The sequence below is a fragment of the Sphingomonas ginkgonis genome (assembly GCF_003970925.1).
Classification (GTDB): domain Bacteria; phylum Pseudomonadota; class Alphaproteobacteria; order Sphingomonadales; family Sphingomonadaceae; genus Sphingomicrobium; species Sphingomicrobium ginkgonis.
Map to the genome: position 1 here is coordinate 662,196 of NZ_RWJF01000001.1, position 13,529 is coordinate 675,724.

Here is a 13,529-nt window from a genome sequence, read left to right on the forward strand (position 1 = left end):
CAAGTGAGCGGCGAAACGCGTGCTCCGCGACCTCAGTATACCCGCGCCTTGGGCTTGATATAGTCGATGTCGTCGGTGAGCGTGTACTCGTGGACCGGACGGTAATCGATCTTGACGTCGAGGTCCTTGCCACCCCAGCCCGGCATCCAGGCGATGGTGTGCTTCATCCAGTTGGCGTCGTCGCGCTTGGGATAGTCCTCGTGCATGTGCGCGCCGCGGCTTTCCTTGCGGTTGGCGGCGCAATGCATGGTGACCACCGCCTGGCCGAGCATGTTGTCGAGCTCGAGCGTCTCGACAAGGTCGCTGTTCCAGATGAGGCTGCGGTCGCTGACCTTCACGTCCTGCATGCGGGCGTAGATGCGATCGATCTTCTCGATGCCCTCGTCGAGCGTCCGCTCGGTCCGGAACACCGCGCAGTCGGCCTGCATGGTGCGCTGCATCTCGTTGCGGATCTCGGACGTCGGGCTGGCGCCGTCGGCGTTGCGGAAGCGGTCGAGGCGCCCGAGCGCGAGCTCGGCGCTGTCCTTGGCCAGCTCCTTCTGCTTGGCGTCGGGCTTGCAAACTTCGGCCAGCCGGTGCCCGGCGGCACGGCCGAACACCACGAGATCAATCAGGCTGTTGGAGCCAAGCCGGTTGGCGCCGTGGACCGAAACGCAGGCCGCCTCGCCGACCGCGAACAGGCCGGGGACGACGCTGTCGGGCTCGCCGTCCTTCAGGGTGACCACCTCGCCATGATAGTTGGTCGGGATGCCACCCATGTTGTAGTGGACGGTCGGCACCACCGGGATCGGCTGGCGGGTGAGGTCGACGCCGGCGAAGATCTTTGCCGTCTCGGTGATCCCCGGCAGCCGCTCGGCCAGGATCTTCGGGTCGATATGGTCGAGGTGAAGGAAGATGTGGTCCTTGTGCTCGCCCACGCCGCGGCCCTCGCGGATCTCCATCGCCATCGAGCGCGAGACGACGTCGCGGCTGGCGAGGTCCTTGGCGCTCGGCGCGTAGCGCTCCATGAAGCGCTCGCCTTCCGAGTTGGTGAGGTAGCCGCCCTCGCCGCGCGCGCCCTCGGTGATCAGCACGCCCGCGCCGTAGATGCCGGTCGGGTGGAACTGGACGAACTCCATGTCCTGGAGCGGCAGCCCGGCGCGGAGCACCATCGCGTTGCCGTCGCCGGTGCAGGTGTGCGCCGAGGTGGCGGAGAAGTAGCAGCGCCCGTAGCCGCCGGTCGCCAGCACCACCGCCTGGGAGCGGAAGCGATGGATCGAGCCGTCGTCCATGTTGAGCGCGATGACGCCGCGGCAGGCGCCATCCTCCATGATGAGGTCGAGAGCGAAATATTCGATGAAGAAGTCGGACGAGTAGCGCAGGCTCTGCTGGTAGAGCGTGTGCAGCATCGCATGGCCGGTGCGGTCGGCGGCGGCGCAGGTCCGCTGCGCGGCCGGGCCTTCGCCCATGTTCTGGGTCATGCCGCCGAACGCGCGCTGGTAGATCTTGCCCTCGTCGGTGCGGCTGAACGGCATGCCCGCATGCTCGAGCTCGATGACCGCGGCAGGCGCCTCGCGGCAGAGATACTCGATCGCGTCCTGGTCGCCGAGCCAGTCGGAGCCCTTGACGGTGTCGTACATGTGCCAGGTCCAGTGGTCCGGGCCCATGTTGCCGAGGCTGGCGGCGATCCCGCCCTGCGCGGCGACGGTGTGACTGCGGGTCGGGAAAACCTTGGTGATGCAGGCGGTCTTCAACCCTTTCTCGGCCGCGCCCATGGTCGCTCGGAGGCCGGCGCCGCCGGCGCCGACGACCACGACGTCGTAGCTGTGGTCGATGATCTGGTAGGCGCTCACTGGGCGGCTCCGAAAACGATCCGGGCGAGGGCGAACAGCGCGGTGGCGCCCAGCGCGACATGGAAGAAGAGGCTGATGACGGTCCAGAACATCCGGCCGCCCTCGTCGCCCTGGTAGTCGTCGATGACGACCTTGAGGCCCTCGTAGCTATGCTCGAACGCTACGTAGACGAACAGCGCCATCGGCACCGCCACCCACGGGCTGCGCAGCCAGTCGACGAAGGTCGCCTGGTCGTAGGCGGGCAGCATCAGCAGCGAAGCGATCAGCCAGAAGCCGAGCAGCAGCAGCGCGATCGAGGAGACCCGCTCCTTGATCCAGTGCTCGCCGCCGGCGTGCGCCGAGCCGCGCCCGCGCACCGCGCCGAGCGGGCTCTTTCCGTTCGGGACGACGTTGCGGTCGCGCTGGCCGAGATCCTTGGGGCCGCTGCTGCTCATGCGCCCGCTCCGAGCAGGAGATAGCCCCACAGCGCGACGGTCATCAGCGCCGACACGACCAGCGTCGCCATCGCCATCGCCTTGTTGACCCCGAGCTCGAACCCGGCGCCGGTGTCCATGATGAGGTGGCGGATGCCCGACAGCGTGTGCTGGAAGAAGGACCAGGTCAGGCCGATCAGCACCAGCTTGCCCACCGGATGCGCGGCGGCGAACGCGAAGGTGCCGTAGGCATCGCTGCCGGTGGCCAGCGCCAGCAGCCACCAGGTGAGGAGGATGAGCCCGCCGATCGACAGCGCGACACCGGTCGCGCGATGGAGGATGGAGACCAGCATGTGCGGTCCCCAGCGCCAGATCGTCAGGTGCGGCGACAAGGGCCGCGCGGTATTGCGTGCCATCGGGTGCTCCGACGTGATGGTTTGGCGAGCCGCTTACGGGGGGAGCGACCCAGTGGCAAGTTCTGGACCCGCCGACATTTTCGCGCACCCGCCTAACCGGCTCTTAACCACTCCCGGACTAGCGAGGGATCGGGTTCAAAGCGGAACGGGTTGGGAGTGAACATGACGAAGGGCTCGAGCGCCAAGGCAAGCCAGTACGACCTGCCCCGGGCTCTGCGGCTGTACGACGAGAAGGGCGATCTTGCCGCCCGCTCGGCGGAGGTCTGGACATTGCTCGCGCCGTCCGAACTCGAGATCGCGCGCGCCTTCTGGCTCTGCTACCGCCGCTCGGAGGAGCTCAGCGTCGTCCCGACCGACGCCGAGGTGGAGCAGTTCTCGGCCGGCATCGTGCCTTATCTGCGCGACAAGTTCGGGCGGATCACCGAATCGAGCTGGGTCCTCAAGGCCCGCAGCTATGTCGAGAAGGCGCTCGCCAACAACATCTCGCTGTCGACCCTGCTGTGCGGCCTCGCCGGCGAACTGGACGCGGCGCGCTACGTGATCGAGCGACTCGACCTCAGCCCCGAGCAGCGGGTCGGCTATCACCGGACCCTGTCCGACATCCAGGCGATCGAGACCGACGCCTTCGTCTTCCATGCGATCGCGATCACCCGCGCCGAGCTGGACGGCAAGCAGGCGGCGCAGGCCGGCGAGTTCAACCGGCGGGTCGCCGGGGTCGTCGCGCAATGCGCCTCCGAGAGCGACCAGCTGCGCCATCAGGCGACCAACAGCTCCGCCGCTGCGCGCGGCATGCTGGGCAAGACCAGCGAGGTCGCCGCCGCCGCCGAACAGTCCGCCGTCGCGATGCGCGAGGCGGCGCAGACCGCTGCCGGCCTGATCCGCGCTATCGAGGACGCCCGCACCGAGGTCGAGGTCGCCGCCGACGTGGCAGTCCGCGCCGGCACCCAGGCCGAGCAGGCGGTTCAGGTCAGCCAGGCGCTGTCGGCGCACGTCGAGGCGATCGAATCGATCCTCGGGCTCATCCGCGACATCGCCGGCCAGACCAATCTGCTGGCGCTCAACGCCACGATCGAGGCGGCCCGTGCCGGCGATGCCGGCCGCGGCTTCGCGGTGGTCGCGCAGGAGGTGAAGAGCCTCGCCTCGCAGACCGCGCGGGCGACCGACGACATCACCGCCAAGATCACCGCCATCCAGCAGGCGACCCGCCAGACGGTCGATGCCAACGGCTCGATCCAGGTCACGGTTACCGAGGTCCAGACCTCGGCCGACCGGATCCGCGAGGCGATGGAGATGCAGGCGCAGACAGTGACGATGATCACCGCCGCAGTCGACGAGACGGCGCTCGCCGCCGACTCGATGAGCTCGACCATCGCCGCGATCCGCCACGAGACGGAGAGCGTCGCGCGCGACATCGACCAGGTCGAGCAGGGCTTCGGCCGCTTCACGTCGCAGATCAGCGACTTCCGCGCGGCGACCAGCGATTTCGTCGCCAAGTTCGCCGCCTGAGCCTTCCCCGCTGCCCGGCCGGGCGCTAGGCAGCGGGCCCATGAACATCCTCCTGACCGGCGCCAGCCGGGGCATCGGCGCCGCCGCCTACGACCTGCTGCGCACCCGCGGTCACCAGGTCGCCGGGCACAGCAGCCGGGGCGGCGACGGGCTGGTCGCCGCCGACCTCACCGACCCGTCCGCTCCGCGAAAGCTGTTCGAGGCGGCGCTGGAGCAGCTCGGCGGGCGCATCGACGTCCTCGTCAACAACGCCGGCATCTTCGAAGGCTTCGACCTCGACGGCGACGACGAGCAGTGGCACGCCGACTGGGCGCGGACGATGACCGTCAACCTCCAGGCCTCGGCCGATCTCTGCCGCCTGGCGATCCGACACTTCCGCGAGCGCGGGCAGGGCGGGCGGATCGTCAACGTCGCGAGCCGCGCCGCCTATCGCGGCGATTCTCCGGCGCACTGGCACTATGCCGCGTCGAAGGGCGCGATGGTGGCGATGACCAAGTCGATCGCGCGCGGCTTCGCCCGCGAGGAGATCCTCGCCTTCGCGGTGACCCCCGGCTTCACCATGACCGGCATGGCCGAGGATTATCTCTCCAGCCGCGGCGGCGAGCAGCTGCTCGCCGACATCCCGCTCGGCCGGGTCGCCAGCACCGACGAGGTCGCGGAGACGATCCGCTGGCTCGCCACCGAGGCGCCGCCGAGCGCGACCGGGGCAGTGGTCGACGTCAACGGAGCAAGCTTTGTTCGCTAGTCTTCTCGCGCTGCTGCTGGCGATGCAGCAGATCACCGTCCCGCTCGGCAAGGTGCCGCCGCATCCCGAGCTCCCGCGCGCGCCGATCGAGCAGGCCGGTCCCGCCTGGGCCGCGGAATGCGGGACCTCGACCGACTGGGAGAAGCCGGCGCCGCCGGTCCGGCTTCACGCCAACACCTATTATGTCGGGACCTGCGGCATCGCCTCGATCCTGATCGTCGGCGCGCAGGGCAATGTGCTGATCGACGGCGGCACCGAGGCCGACGCCGACCTTATCGCCGACAACATCCGCGAGCTGGGCTTCCGCCTGCGCGACATCCGCTACATCCTCGTCAGCCACGAGCATGCCGACCATGTCGGCGGCGTCGCCCGCCTGCAGAAGCTGAGCGGCGCCGCGGTGGTCGCCTCCGCCGCCGCGGCGCGAGTGCTCGAGACCGGCCAGCCGGCGCGCGACGATCCGCAGTTTGGGACCATCAAGCCCTTCCCGCCGGTCCGCGTCGAGCGAGTGGTCCGCGACGGCGACTCCCTCGTCCTCGACAATCTCCGCATCGACGCGATCGCCACGCCGGGACACACGGCGGGGGCGACCAGCTGGCGGTGGGAGGCATGCGACGGCGCGGTGTGCCGGACGATGGTCTATGCCGACAGCCTCTCGCCGGTGAGCGGCAAGGATTACCGCTTCAGCGACCATCCCGCCTATGTCGCGGCCTTCCGCGCCTCGCTGGCCAAGCTGGCGGCGTCGCGCTGCGAGATCCTGCTGACCCCGCACCCCGACGCCAGCCAGTTCCGGGAGCGGATCGCCGCCGGCAAGCCGCTGCTCGACGAGGGCGGATGCAAGGCCTACGCGGCGAAGCGCGGGCGCGACCTCGACGAGCGCCTCGCGAGGGAAGCGGTCAAATGACGAGCTGGCGCGCGACCCTGGCCTGCAGCCGGGCGCAGGCGGAAGCGCTGCCCGAGGGCGAGGAGCTGTTCGCCGACCAGGCGAGCGCGCCGGTGCTGGTCGCCGACGAACCGGATCCGCATCGTCCTGACGAGTGGCTTCTCCACGCCTATTTCGACCATGCGCCGAGCGCCGAGGAGCAGGCCCTCCTGGCCGGGCTGGGGCAGGGCGCGGTGACGGTCGAGGAACTGGTCGAGAGCGACTGGGTGACGTTGAGCCAGGCGGGGCTCGAGCCCATCCGCGCGGGCCGCTTCTTCGTCCATACGCCGACCCACCGCGACGACCGTCCGGCGGGAGCGACCAGCTTCGAGATCGACGCCGGACTCGCCTTCGGCACGGGCCAGCATGCGACGACCGCGGGATGCCTCGCCGCGCTCGACAGGCTCGAGCGCGCGGGCAAGACGTTCCGCAACATCGCCGACATCGGCACCGGCACCGGGCTGCTCGCCTTCGCCGCGCTGGCGCTCTGGCCCGAGGCAAAGGGCGTCGCGACCGACATCGATCCTGTCTCGATCGACGTCACCGAGGAGAATGCCGCGATCAACGAGGTCCGGGCCGGCCATGGCACGGGCGAGCTGCTGTTGGCGGTCGCCGACGGCATGGACCACCCGCTGCTCGCGGCGCGGGCGCCGTTCGACCTGCTCATCGCCAACATCCTCGCGGGGCCGCTGATCGAGCTTGCGCCGGCGTTCGTGGAGTCGGTCGCGCCGGGTGGAACCATCTTGCTCGCCGGGCTCTTGGACTCCCAAGCCGACGCGGTAGCAGAAGCTTACAAACGGCTGAATTGCGCGCTTGTTGACGGCGGAAAGGGAGAATGGCGCGTCCTGGTGCTGGAGACGGCGACACACGCCTCCGACGCGTAGACGCGTCCGACGGGCGGCTGTTCTTCGCCCGCGAGCGCCGGCCCGGACCCATCCTCCACGTCGGGGTTCACAAGACCGCCACCAGCTGGTTCCAGGATGAATTCTACCCGGCGTTGTCAGGGCGCCGCTACCTCGACCGGCGGCTGGTCCGCTCGACCCTGCTGGCGGGCTCGCCGCTCGGTTTCGACCCCGCCGCGGCGCGTCTCTCGCTGGGGCTGGACGAGGCCGAGCCGGCGATCATCTGCGAGGAGGATCTCTCCGGCATCCTCCACAATGGCGGGCTGCTGAGCTGCTATGTCGCGAAGGAACTGGCGAGCGAGCTTCACGCGGTGGCACCAGACGGAGAGGTCGTCATCTTCGTGCGCGAGCAGGCCGCGCTCGCCGCGTCCCACTACCACCAGTATCTGCGCGAGGGTGGCACCACGAGCGCGAGTCGTTATCTTTTCCCCGCCGACTACCGGCACCTCGGCCACCAGCGGCCGCTCAAGGTGCCGCGGTTCGACTTCGCGGCATTCGAGTTCGACCGGCTGGTCGCGCACTACGACCGGCTGTTCGGGCGCGACCGCGTCCATGTCTTCGCATTTGAGCAGTTCCGCCGCGACCGCGCCGGCTTCCTCGTGCGCTTCTGCGCCGAACTGGGGCTGGAGCCGCCGAGCGAGACCTCGCTGCGCGGGGTCAACGGGGCGTACCGCACCGGGCTGATCCCGGTGGTGCGGGGCGCCAACCTGTTCACCCGACGCGCGGTCGCCGACAAGACCGTGCTGTTCCACCTTCCCTATTGGTACACCGCGCGCAAATGGCTGCTGGAACGGCTGAACCGAAGCCCGGTGTTCGGCGCGGTGCCGAGCACGGAGCGGCTGCTGGGCGACGAGACCTGCGCCTGGATTCGCGAGCGCTTCTGGCGCAGCAACGCGGCGCTGGCGGAGCGGATGGGCGTCGTTCTCGGGGCGCTCGGCTATGCGACCGCACCGCTCCTGGCACCGGCGCGCCGGCCGATCCGGAGGCCCTGGCTGCAATGGACCAAGAACTAGGCGGCGTCAGGCCTCCGCCACGATCTTCGCCCATTCCGCCTCGTCGACCACCCGGACGCCGAGTTCGGCCGCCTTCTTGAGCTTGGATCCGGCGCCCGGGCCAGCGACAACCAGGTCGGTCTTGGCGCTGACGCTGCCCGCGGCGCGCGCACCGAGGCGTTCGGCCTGCGCCTTGGCCTCGTCGCGGCTCATCGTCTCGAGGCTGCCGGTGAAGACGATCGTCTTGCCGCTCCACGCCGTGTCGCGCGCCTGGCTGACGAAGGCGGCGGGCCGGGCGAGCGCGAGCAGGTCGGCGAGCGCTTCGCGGTTGTGGGGTTCGTGGAAGAAGTCGCAGATCGCCTCGGCGACGACCGGGCCGACGCCCTCGACCGCGGAGAGCTCGGCCTGGCCATTCTCGTTCACGGCCGCGCCTTCGAGCGCCTCGACCGTGCCGAAGCACTTCATCAGGTCACGCGCGGTGACGATCCCGACGTGGCGGATGCCGAGCCCGAACAGCAGCCGCGCCGGGTCGAAGCCGCGCTTGGCGTCGATCGCGGCGAGAAGGTTGTCGACGCTCTTCTCCTTCCAGCCCTCGCGGCCGATGAGATCGGCGCGATGCTCGGCGAGGCGGAAGATGTCGGCGGGGCCGTGCAGCCAGCCCAATTCGACGAACTCGAGGATCGACTTCTCGCCCAGTCCCTCGATGTCCATCGCGCCGCGGCTGACGAAATGCTTGAGCCGCTCGATGCGCTGGGCGGGGCAGATGAGACCGCCGGTGCAGCGGACGTCGACCTCGCCCTCTTCCGCGACGGCTTCGGAGCCGCATTCGGGGCAATGGTCGGGAAAGACATAAGGCGCGCGCTGCTCGTCGCGGCTGAGGTTCTCGACCACTTGCGGGATGACGTCGCCGGCACGCTGGATGCGGACCCGGTCGCCTTCGCGCAGGCCGAGGCGGGCGATCTCGTCGCGGTTGTGGAGCGTGACGTTGGCGACGATCACCCCGCCGACGCCGACCGGGGTGAGGCGGCCGACCGGCGTCAGCTTGCCGGTGCGGCCGACCTGAATGGTGATCCGCTCGAGCGTCGTCTCCGCCTTCTCGGCGGGGAACTTGTGGGCGAGGCCCCAGCGCGGCGCGCGGCCGACGAAGCCGAGCCGCTCCTGCCAGTCGATCCGGTCGACCTTGTAGACGACCCCGTCGATGTCGAACGGGAGGTCGGCGCGGCGCTGTTCGATCAGGCGGTAGTGGGCGAGCGCGTCCTCGACAGTCTCGCAGCGCACGAACAGGTCGCTGACCGGGAAGCCGAGGGCTTCGAGGCGCTGCATCGCGGCGAACTGGGTCGGGCCGAGCGGCTCCGACAGCTCGCCCCAGCCGTGGGCAAGGAAGCGCAGCGGGCGGGCCGCGGTGATCCCCGCATCCTTCTGGCGGAGCGAACCGGCCGCGGCGTTGCGCGGGTTGGCGAAGACCTTGCCGCCGCTCTCTTCCTGGCGACCGTTCAGCGCCGCGAAGTCGGACTTGGCCATGTAGATTTCGCCGCGCACTTCCATCGTCGCGGCCGCGCCGTCAAGCACCTGCGGGATGTCGCCGATTGTGCGGACGTTGGGGGTGACATCCTCGCCGATGGCGCCGTCGCCGCGGGTGGCGGCGAGGACCAGCCCGCCGCCCTCGTAGCGGAGCGAGCAGGACAGGCCGTCGATCTTGGGCTCGGCGGTGAGCGCGACCGGCTCGTCGGCGGGAAGGCTGAGGAAGCGGCGGACCCGCGCGACGAACTCGCGCACGTCCTCGTCGCTGAAGCCATTCTCCAGGCTCAGCATCGGCCGAGCGTGGGTGACCTTGGCGAGCGCGGAGGTGGGCGCCGCGCCGACCTGCCGCGATGGCGAGTCGGCGCGCACGAGGTGCGGGAAGGCGGCCTCGAGCGCCGCATTCTCCCGCACCAGCGCGTCATAGTCGGCATCGCTGATCGCCGGCGCGTCCTGGTCGTGGTAGAGCCGGTTGTGCCGCGCGATCTCGCGCGCCAGCCGCATCAGCCGGTTCGCGGCCTCCGCCTCCCCGAGGGTCGCCGGGTCACTCGCCAAAGAGTTCTCCGAGGAACAGCTCGAGATTAGCCCAGCTGCGCTTGGCGGCGAGCTCGTTGTACTGCACCCCGGGGATGCCGATCTCGCTCGACGCGTTGGGATTGGTGAAGCCGTGGCCGACATGGCCATAGGCGTGGATCTGCCAGTCGGCGCCGGCGTCGGTCAGCTCCCTGGCGAGCGCCTCGACCGCGTCCGGCTTGACCATCGGGTCGTCCCAGCCGTGGAAAGCGATGACCTTGGGCTTGATCTTTTCCGGCGGCAGGCCGGGCGGGTCGAACAAGCCGTGGAAGCTCGCCACGCCGTCCAGCTGGGTGCCCGAGCGGGCGAGGTCGAGCGCGCAAAGGCCGCCGAAGCAGAAGCCGATCGCGGCGGTGCGCTGCGATTCGCTGCCATCCTGCGCCTGCATCGTCTCGAACAAGTGGATGACGCGGCGGCGGAGCGCGGCGCGGTCGCCCTTGAGGCGGTTGAGCTCGCCGAACATCGTATCGCGCGGCGCGCCGTGAAACTTCTTCCCGAACAGGTCGCCGACCAGCGCGCTGTAGCCCTTGGCGTTGAGCTTCGCGCCGAACCCGAGCTCGAGATCGGTCACGCCCATGACGGTGGGGAAGATGAGCACCGAGGGCGCGCTCTGCACCCCGGGCACCGGGAGCCAGGCGCTCTCCAGGCTTTCGCCCTCGAACTCGGTCGGGATCGGCTTGTAGTCGGTCATCGAAGCTCCTCTGCCATCGCCGCGAGCCGGGCGACACTGTTCATGTTGCGGGCGGTGCCGGTCGCTGCCGCCGGGATGCGCAGCCGGGACCGGCCCATGCCCGGACCATAGGCGACATAGATTTCGCGCGGGCCGAGCGCCAGCCGCTCAACGCCTTGTCCGCTGACCCGGTCGAGGTCGACGGCGGATGGCGGGCGGTCGAGGAAGATGGCGACGGTGGTGTTGCCCGGCGCATCGGCGAAGGGGTTCCGCCCAACGATCGCGCGCAGCTCGGCGGCGGTGCGGAGGTGGACCGCGGTGGACAGACCGAAGCGGTCGCGGAGCGCCTGATCGAGCAGCGCGCGCAGCTCGTCCGCGTCGCGTCCGTCGGCGAACACCAGATTGCCGCTGGCGATGAAAGTGCGGGCGGCGGACAGGCCGAGCTCGTCGGCCAGCGCCTTGAGCTCGGCCATCGGCAGCTTGCCCGTGCCGCCGACGTTGACGGCGCGGAGCAGCGCCGCCCAGCCGGTCACGCCGCCTCGAGCAGCCGGGCGGCCTGGGCGCGCGCCTCGTCGGTGATCGCCGCGCCCGACAGCATCCGGGCGATCTCCTCGCGGCGTTCGGCGTCGGACAGGCGGACGACCGTGGTCCGGGTGCCGTCCGGACCGTGCGCCTTCTCGATCCGGAAGTGATGCGCGGCGCGGGCGGCGACCTGCGGCGAATGGGTGACGACGAGGAGCTGGGCGCGGCCGGCGAGGCGGGCCAGCCGCTCGCCGATCGCCGACGCGACGGCGCCGCCGACCCCGCGGTCGATCTCGTCGAAGATCATTGTCGAGGCGCCGCCGGCCTCTGCCAGCGCGACCTTCAGGGCGAGGATGAAGCGCGACAGCTCACCGCCCGAGGCGATGCGGGTCAGCGGACCGAACGGTGCGCCGGGGTTGGTCGAGACTTCGAACTCGACCCGGTCGGTGCCGCTCGGGCCCGGCTCGGCGGAAGCGATCGCGGTGCGGAAGCGGGCGGCGTCGAGCTTCAGGGGCGCGAGCTCGGCGGCGACGGCGTCGTCGAGCCGGGCGCCGGCGGCACGGCGCTGGTCGGAAAGGGCGGCGGCGGCGGTGTCGAACGCGGCGCGGGCGTGGGTCAGCTCGGTCTCGAGCATGGCGATCCGCTCGCCGCCGGCCTCGATTGCCTGAAGCCGCGCCTGCATCTCCTCGCCGAGCGCGGCGAGCGCATCGGGCTCGACCCGGTGCTTGCGGGCGAGCGCGCGAATGTCGAACAGGCGGCTCTCGACCGTTTCCAGCCGGCGCGGGTCGAAGGCGAGCCCCTCGGCGGCGCGGGCGATCCGGTCCTCGGCCTCGCTCGCCTCGATGACCGCGCGGTCGAGGCTGGCGAGCGCTTCGGCGAGGAGCTCGTGTTCGGCCGCCCCGCGCTCGATCCTGCGGGCGGCCGAGCGGAGCTGCGCGAGCGCGCCGTCGGAGCCGCCGAGCAGCTCGTCGAGGCCGGTCAGCGTCTCGCCGGCCTTGGCGCCGGCCTGCATCGCGGCGCGCTCCTCGGCGAGGCTGGTCTCCTCGCCGAGCTCGGGCGCCAGCGCGGCGATCTCGGCGGCGGCATGCTGGAGATAGTCGCGATCGCGCTCCGCGCTGTCGGCGGTCGCCCGAGCCTCGGCGAGGTCGCGCTCGAGCTGCGCTACGCGGCTCCATGCCTGCGCCACGCCGCGGGTGTCGAGCTTGCCGAACGTGTCGAGCAGGGCGCGATGGCCCTTGGGGTTGAGCAGCCCGCGATCGTCGTGCTGGCCGTGGATCTCCACCAAGGTCGAGCCCAGCTCGCGCAGAGTCCCGGCCGGCGCCGGGCTGCCGCCGACGAAGCCGCGGCTGCCGCCATCCGCCTTGACGGTCCGACGCAGCAGCAGCGGCTCGCCCGGCTCGGAGTCCATGCCCAGTTCGTCGAGCAGCGCGGCGGACGGGTGGTCAGCCGGCACGTCGAACGCCGCGGAGACGGCGGCGCCGTCCTGGCCGCTGCGGACCAGCCCGGCATCGGCGCGCGCGCCAAGCGCCAGGCCGAGGCTGTCGAGCAGGATCGACTTGCCGGCACCGGTCTCCCCGGTCAGCACGCCGAGGCCGGCACCGAACTCGAGCTCGAGCCGCTCGATCAGCACCACGTCGCGGATGACGAGCTGCCTCAGCATCGAGCGGGGGCGCGGCTCCTCTCTACTTGGCCGACGCCGTTTGCGCCGCCTGGCGCGGCATCTTGGTCTGGATCAGCGTGAAGGCGCGCTTGTACCAGACGCTGCCCGGATAATTCTTGCCGAGCACCGCCGCCGACTTCTCCGCCTCGTCCGGCAAGCCGAGCGCGAGGTAAGATTCGGTCAGCCGCTCGAGCGCCTCGGGCGCGTGGCTGGTGGTCTGGTACTTGTCGACCACGCTGCGGAAGCGGGTGACCGAGGCCAGCCACTGGCCCGAGCGCTGGTAGAAGCGGCCGACCTCCATCTCCTTGCCGGCGAGATGGTCGTTGATGAGGTCGAGCTTGAGCCGCGCGTCGGAGGCGTAGCGGCTGTCGGGATAGCGGCGGATCAGCTCGCCGAAGCTGTCGCTGGCCTGCTGGGTGATCTTCTGGTCGCGGGTCACGTCTGCGATCTGATTGTAGTAGCTCATCGCGATCAGATAGCTGGCGTAGGGCGCGTCCTTGTTGCCGGGGTGGATCGACAGGAATCGGTTCCCCGAGCTCACCGCGTCGGTGTACTGCTTCGCCATGTAGTAGCTGAACGCGCTCATGAGCTGCGCCCGGCGGGCCCAGACCGAATAGGGGTGCTGCCGCTCGACCTCGTCGAACAGCTTGGCCGCATCGGCATAGTTCTGCTGGTCGAGGTTCTTCTTGGCGAGCGCGTAGAGCGTGTTGACGTCGCGGGCCACATAGTTGGTGTCGCCCTTGGCCTTCTTGCCGGCGCAGCCGGACACGGCGGGCAGCAGCACGGCACAGGCGATCAGGGCCGGCGCGAAACGGGTCATCTTCGACATGGGTCGCCTTCTAGCGTGGGGTCTGGGGGGAG

The 13,529-nt window shown here is 70.4% G+C and carries 13 protein-coding genes; 5 read left to right on the top strand and 8 right to left on the bottom strand.

Features of this window, described 5'->3' with window-relative positions; translation table 11 throughout:
- Positions 1-32: 32 nt before the first annotated feature.
- The 3 genes from sdhA to sdhC are packed head-to-tail and all read right to left on the bottom strand — an operon-like array spanning position 33 to position 2,661.
- Positions 33-1,832: a succinate dehydrogenase flavoprotein subunit gene (sdhA, locus tag HMF7854_RS03260; protein WP_126717791.1), complete on the bottom strand. Its 1,800-nt coding sequence runs from the start codon at positions 1,830-1,832 to the stop codon at positions 33-35.
- Complete coding sequence (sdhD, locus tag HMF7854_RS03265) at positions 1,829-2,266, bottom strand: succinate dehydrogenase, hydrophobic membrane anchor protein (RefSeq protein ID WP_126717792.1); 438 nt, start codon at positions 2,264-2,266, stop codon at positions 1,829-1,831. The genes sdhA and sdhD overlap by 4 nt, the downstream gene beginning before the upstream one ends.
- Complete coding sequence (gene sdhC, locus HMF7854_RS03270) at positions 2,263-2,661, bottom strand: succinate dehydrogenase, cytochrome b556 subunit (protein ID WP_126717793.1); 399 nt, start codon at positions 2,659-2,661, stop codon at positions 2,263-2,265. Before sdhC ends, sdhD begins: the two co-directional genes overlap by 4 nt.
- A gap of 162 nt (positions 2,662-2,823) precedes the next feature.
- On the opposite strand from sdhC, the gene HMF7854_RS03275 reads away from it, so the two are divergent.
- From HMF7854_RS03275 to HMF7854_RS03295, 5 genes are read left to right on the top strand one after another with little or no spacing between them, the layout of a single operon-like run.
- The gene (locus HMF7854_RS03275) at positions 2,824-4,167 is read left to right on the top strand and encodes a methyl-accepting chemotaxis protein (protein WP_126717794.1); all 1,344 of its coding nucleotides are present in this window, start codon (positions 2,824-2,826) and stop codon (positions 4,165-4,167) included.
- A 40-nt stretch (positions 4,168-4,207) separates the two neighbouring features.
- Entirely contained in the window at positions 4,208-4,912 is a 705-nt protein-coding gene (locus HMF7854_RS03280) for an SDR family NAD(P)-dependent oxidoreductase (RefSeq protein WP_126717795.1), read from the top strand.
- The gene (gene bla / locus HMF7854_RS03285; RefSeq protein ID WP_126717796.1) at positions 4,902-5,813 is read left to right on the top strand and encodes a subclass B3 metallo-beta-lactamase; all 912 of its coding nucleotides are present in this window, start codon (positions 4,902-4,904) and stop codon (positions 5,811-5,813) included. The genes HMF7854_RS03280 and bla overlap by 11 nt, the downstream gene beginning before the upstream one ends.
- On the top strand, positions 5,810-6,715 hold the full coding sequence (locus HMF7854_RS03290; RefSeq protein WP_126717797.1) for a 50S ribosomal protein L11 methyltransferase: 906 nt from the start codon (positions 5,810-5,812) through the stop codon (positions 6,713-6,715). Before bla ends, HMF7854_RS03290 begins: the two co-directional genes overlap by 4 nt.
- Positions 6,667-7,746 (top strand): hypothetical protein, encoded by a 1,080-nt coding sequence (locus tag HMF7854_RS03295; RefSeq protein ID WP_126717798.1) that lies wholly within the window; start codon positions 6,667-6,669, stop codon positions 7,744-7,746. The genes HMF7854_RS03290 and HMF7854_RS03295 overlap by 49 nt, the downstream gene beginning before the upstream one ends.
- Positions 7,747-7,752: 6 nt before the next feature.
- Here the strand turns inward: HMF7854_RS03295 and ligA are convergent, their stop codons facing one another.
- Genes ligA through HMF7854_RS03320 form a run of 5 tightly spaced genes read right to left on the bottom strand, consistent with a single transcriptional unit; the run spans position 7,753 to position 13,488 of the window.
- Entirely contained in the window at positions 7,753-9,747 is a 1,995-nt protein-coding gene (gene ligA / locus HMF7854_RS03300) for an NAD-dependent DNA ligase LigA (protein ID WP_221766463.1), read from the bottom strand.
- 40 nt (positions 9,748-9,787) lie between these two features.
- Positions 9,788-10,507 (bottom strand): dienelactone hydrolase family protein, encoded by a 720-nt coding sequence (locus HMF7854_RS15915; protein WP_126717800.1) that lies wholly within the window; start codon positions 10,505-10,507, stop codon positions 9,788-9,790.
- The gene (locus tag HMF7854_RS03310) at positions 10,504-11,019 is read right to left on the bottom strand and encodes a DUF1697 domain-containing protein (protein ID WP_126717801.1); all 516 of its coding nucleotides are present in this window, start codon (positions 11,017-11,019) and stop codon (positions 10,504-10,506) included. Before HMF7854_RS03310 ends, HMF7854_RS15915 begins: the two co-directional genes overlap by 4 nt.
- Positions 11,016-12,668, bottom strand: a complete 1,653-nt coding sequence (recN, locus tag HMF7854_RS03315) for a DNA repair protein RecN (RefSeq protein ID WP_126717802.1) — start codon at positions 12,666-12,668, stop codon at positions 11,016-11,018. The genes HMF7854_RS03310 and recN overlap by 4 nt, the downstream gene beginning before the upstream one ends.
- Before the next feature lie 22 nt (positions 12,669-12,690).
- Positions 12,691-13,488 (bottom strand): outer membrane protein assembly factor BamD, encoded by a 798-nt coding sequence (locus HMF7854_RS03320; protein WP_126720037.1) that lies wholly within the window; start codon positions 13,486-13,488, stop codon positions 12,691-12,693.
- Positions 13,489-13,529: the final 41 nt, after the last annotated feature.

Coding starts and splice junctions, on each gene's coding strand:
- sdhD (WP_126717792.1), bottom strand. CDS start 2,266: ATGAGCAGCAGCGGCCCCAAGGATCTCGGCCAGCGCGACCGCAACGTC.
- sdhC (WP_126717793.1), bottom strand. CDS start 2,661: ATGGCACGCAATACCGCGCGGCCCTTGTCGCCGCACCTGACGATCTGG.
- HMF7854_RS03275 (WP_126717794.1), top strand. CDS start 2,824: ATGACGAAGGGCTCGAGCGCCAAGGCAAGCCAGTACGACCTGCCCCGG.
- HMF7854_RS03280 (WP_126717795.1), top strand. CDS start 4,208: ATGAACATCCTCCTGACCGGCGCCAGCCGGGGCATCGGCGCCGCCGCC.
- HMF7854_RS03290 (WP_126717797.1), top strand. CDS start 5,810: ATGACGAGCTGGCGCGCGACCCTGGCCTGCAGCCGGGCGCAGGCGGAA.
- HMF7854_RS03295 (WP_126717798.1), top strand. CDS start 6,667: ATGGCGCGTCCTGGTGCTGGAGACGGCGACACACGCCTCCGACGCGTA.
- ligA (WP_221766463.1), bottom strand. CDS start 9,747: ATGCGGCTGGCGCGCGAGATCGCGCGGCACAACCGGCTCTACCACGAC.
- HMF7854_RS15915 (WP_126717800.1), bottom strand. CDS start 10,507: ATGACCGACTACAAGCCGATCCCGACCGAGTTCGAGGGCGAAAGCCTG.
- recN (WP_126717802.1), bottom strand. CDS start 12,668: ATGCTGAGGCAGCTCGTCATCCGCGACGTGGTGCTGATCGAGCGGCTC.
- HMF7854_RS03320 (WP_126720037.1), bottom strand. CDS start 13,488: ATGACCCGTTTCGCGCCGGCCCTGATCGCCTGTGCCGTGCTGCTGCCC.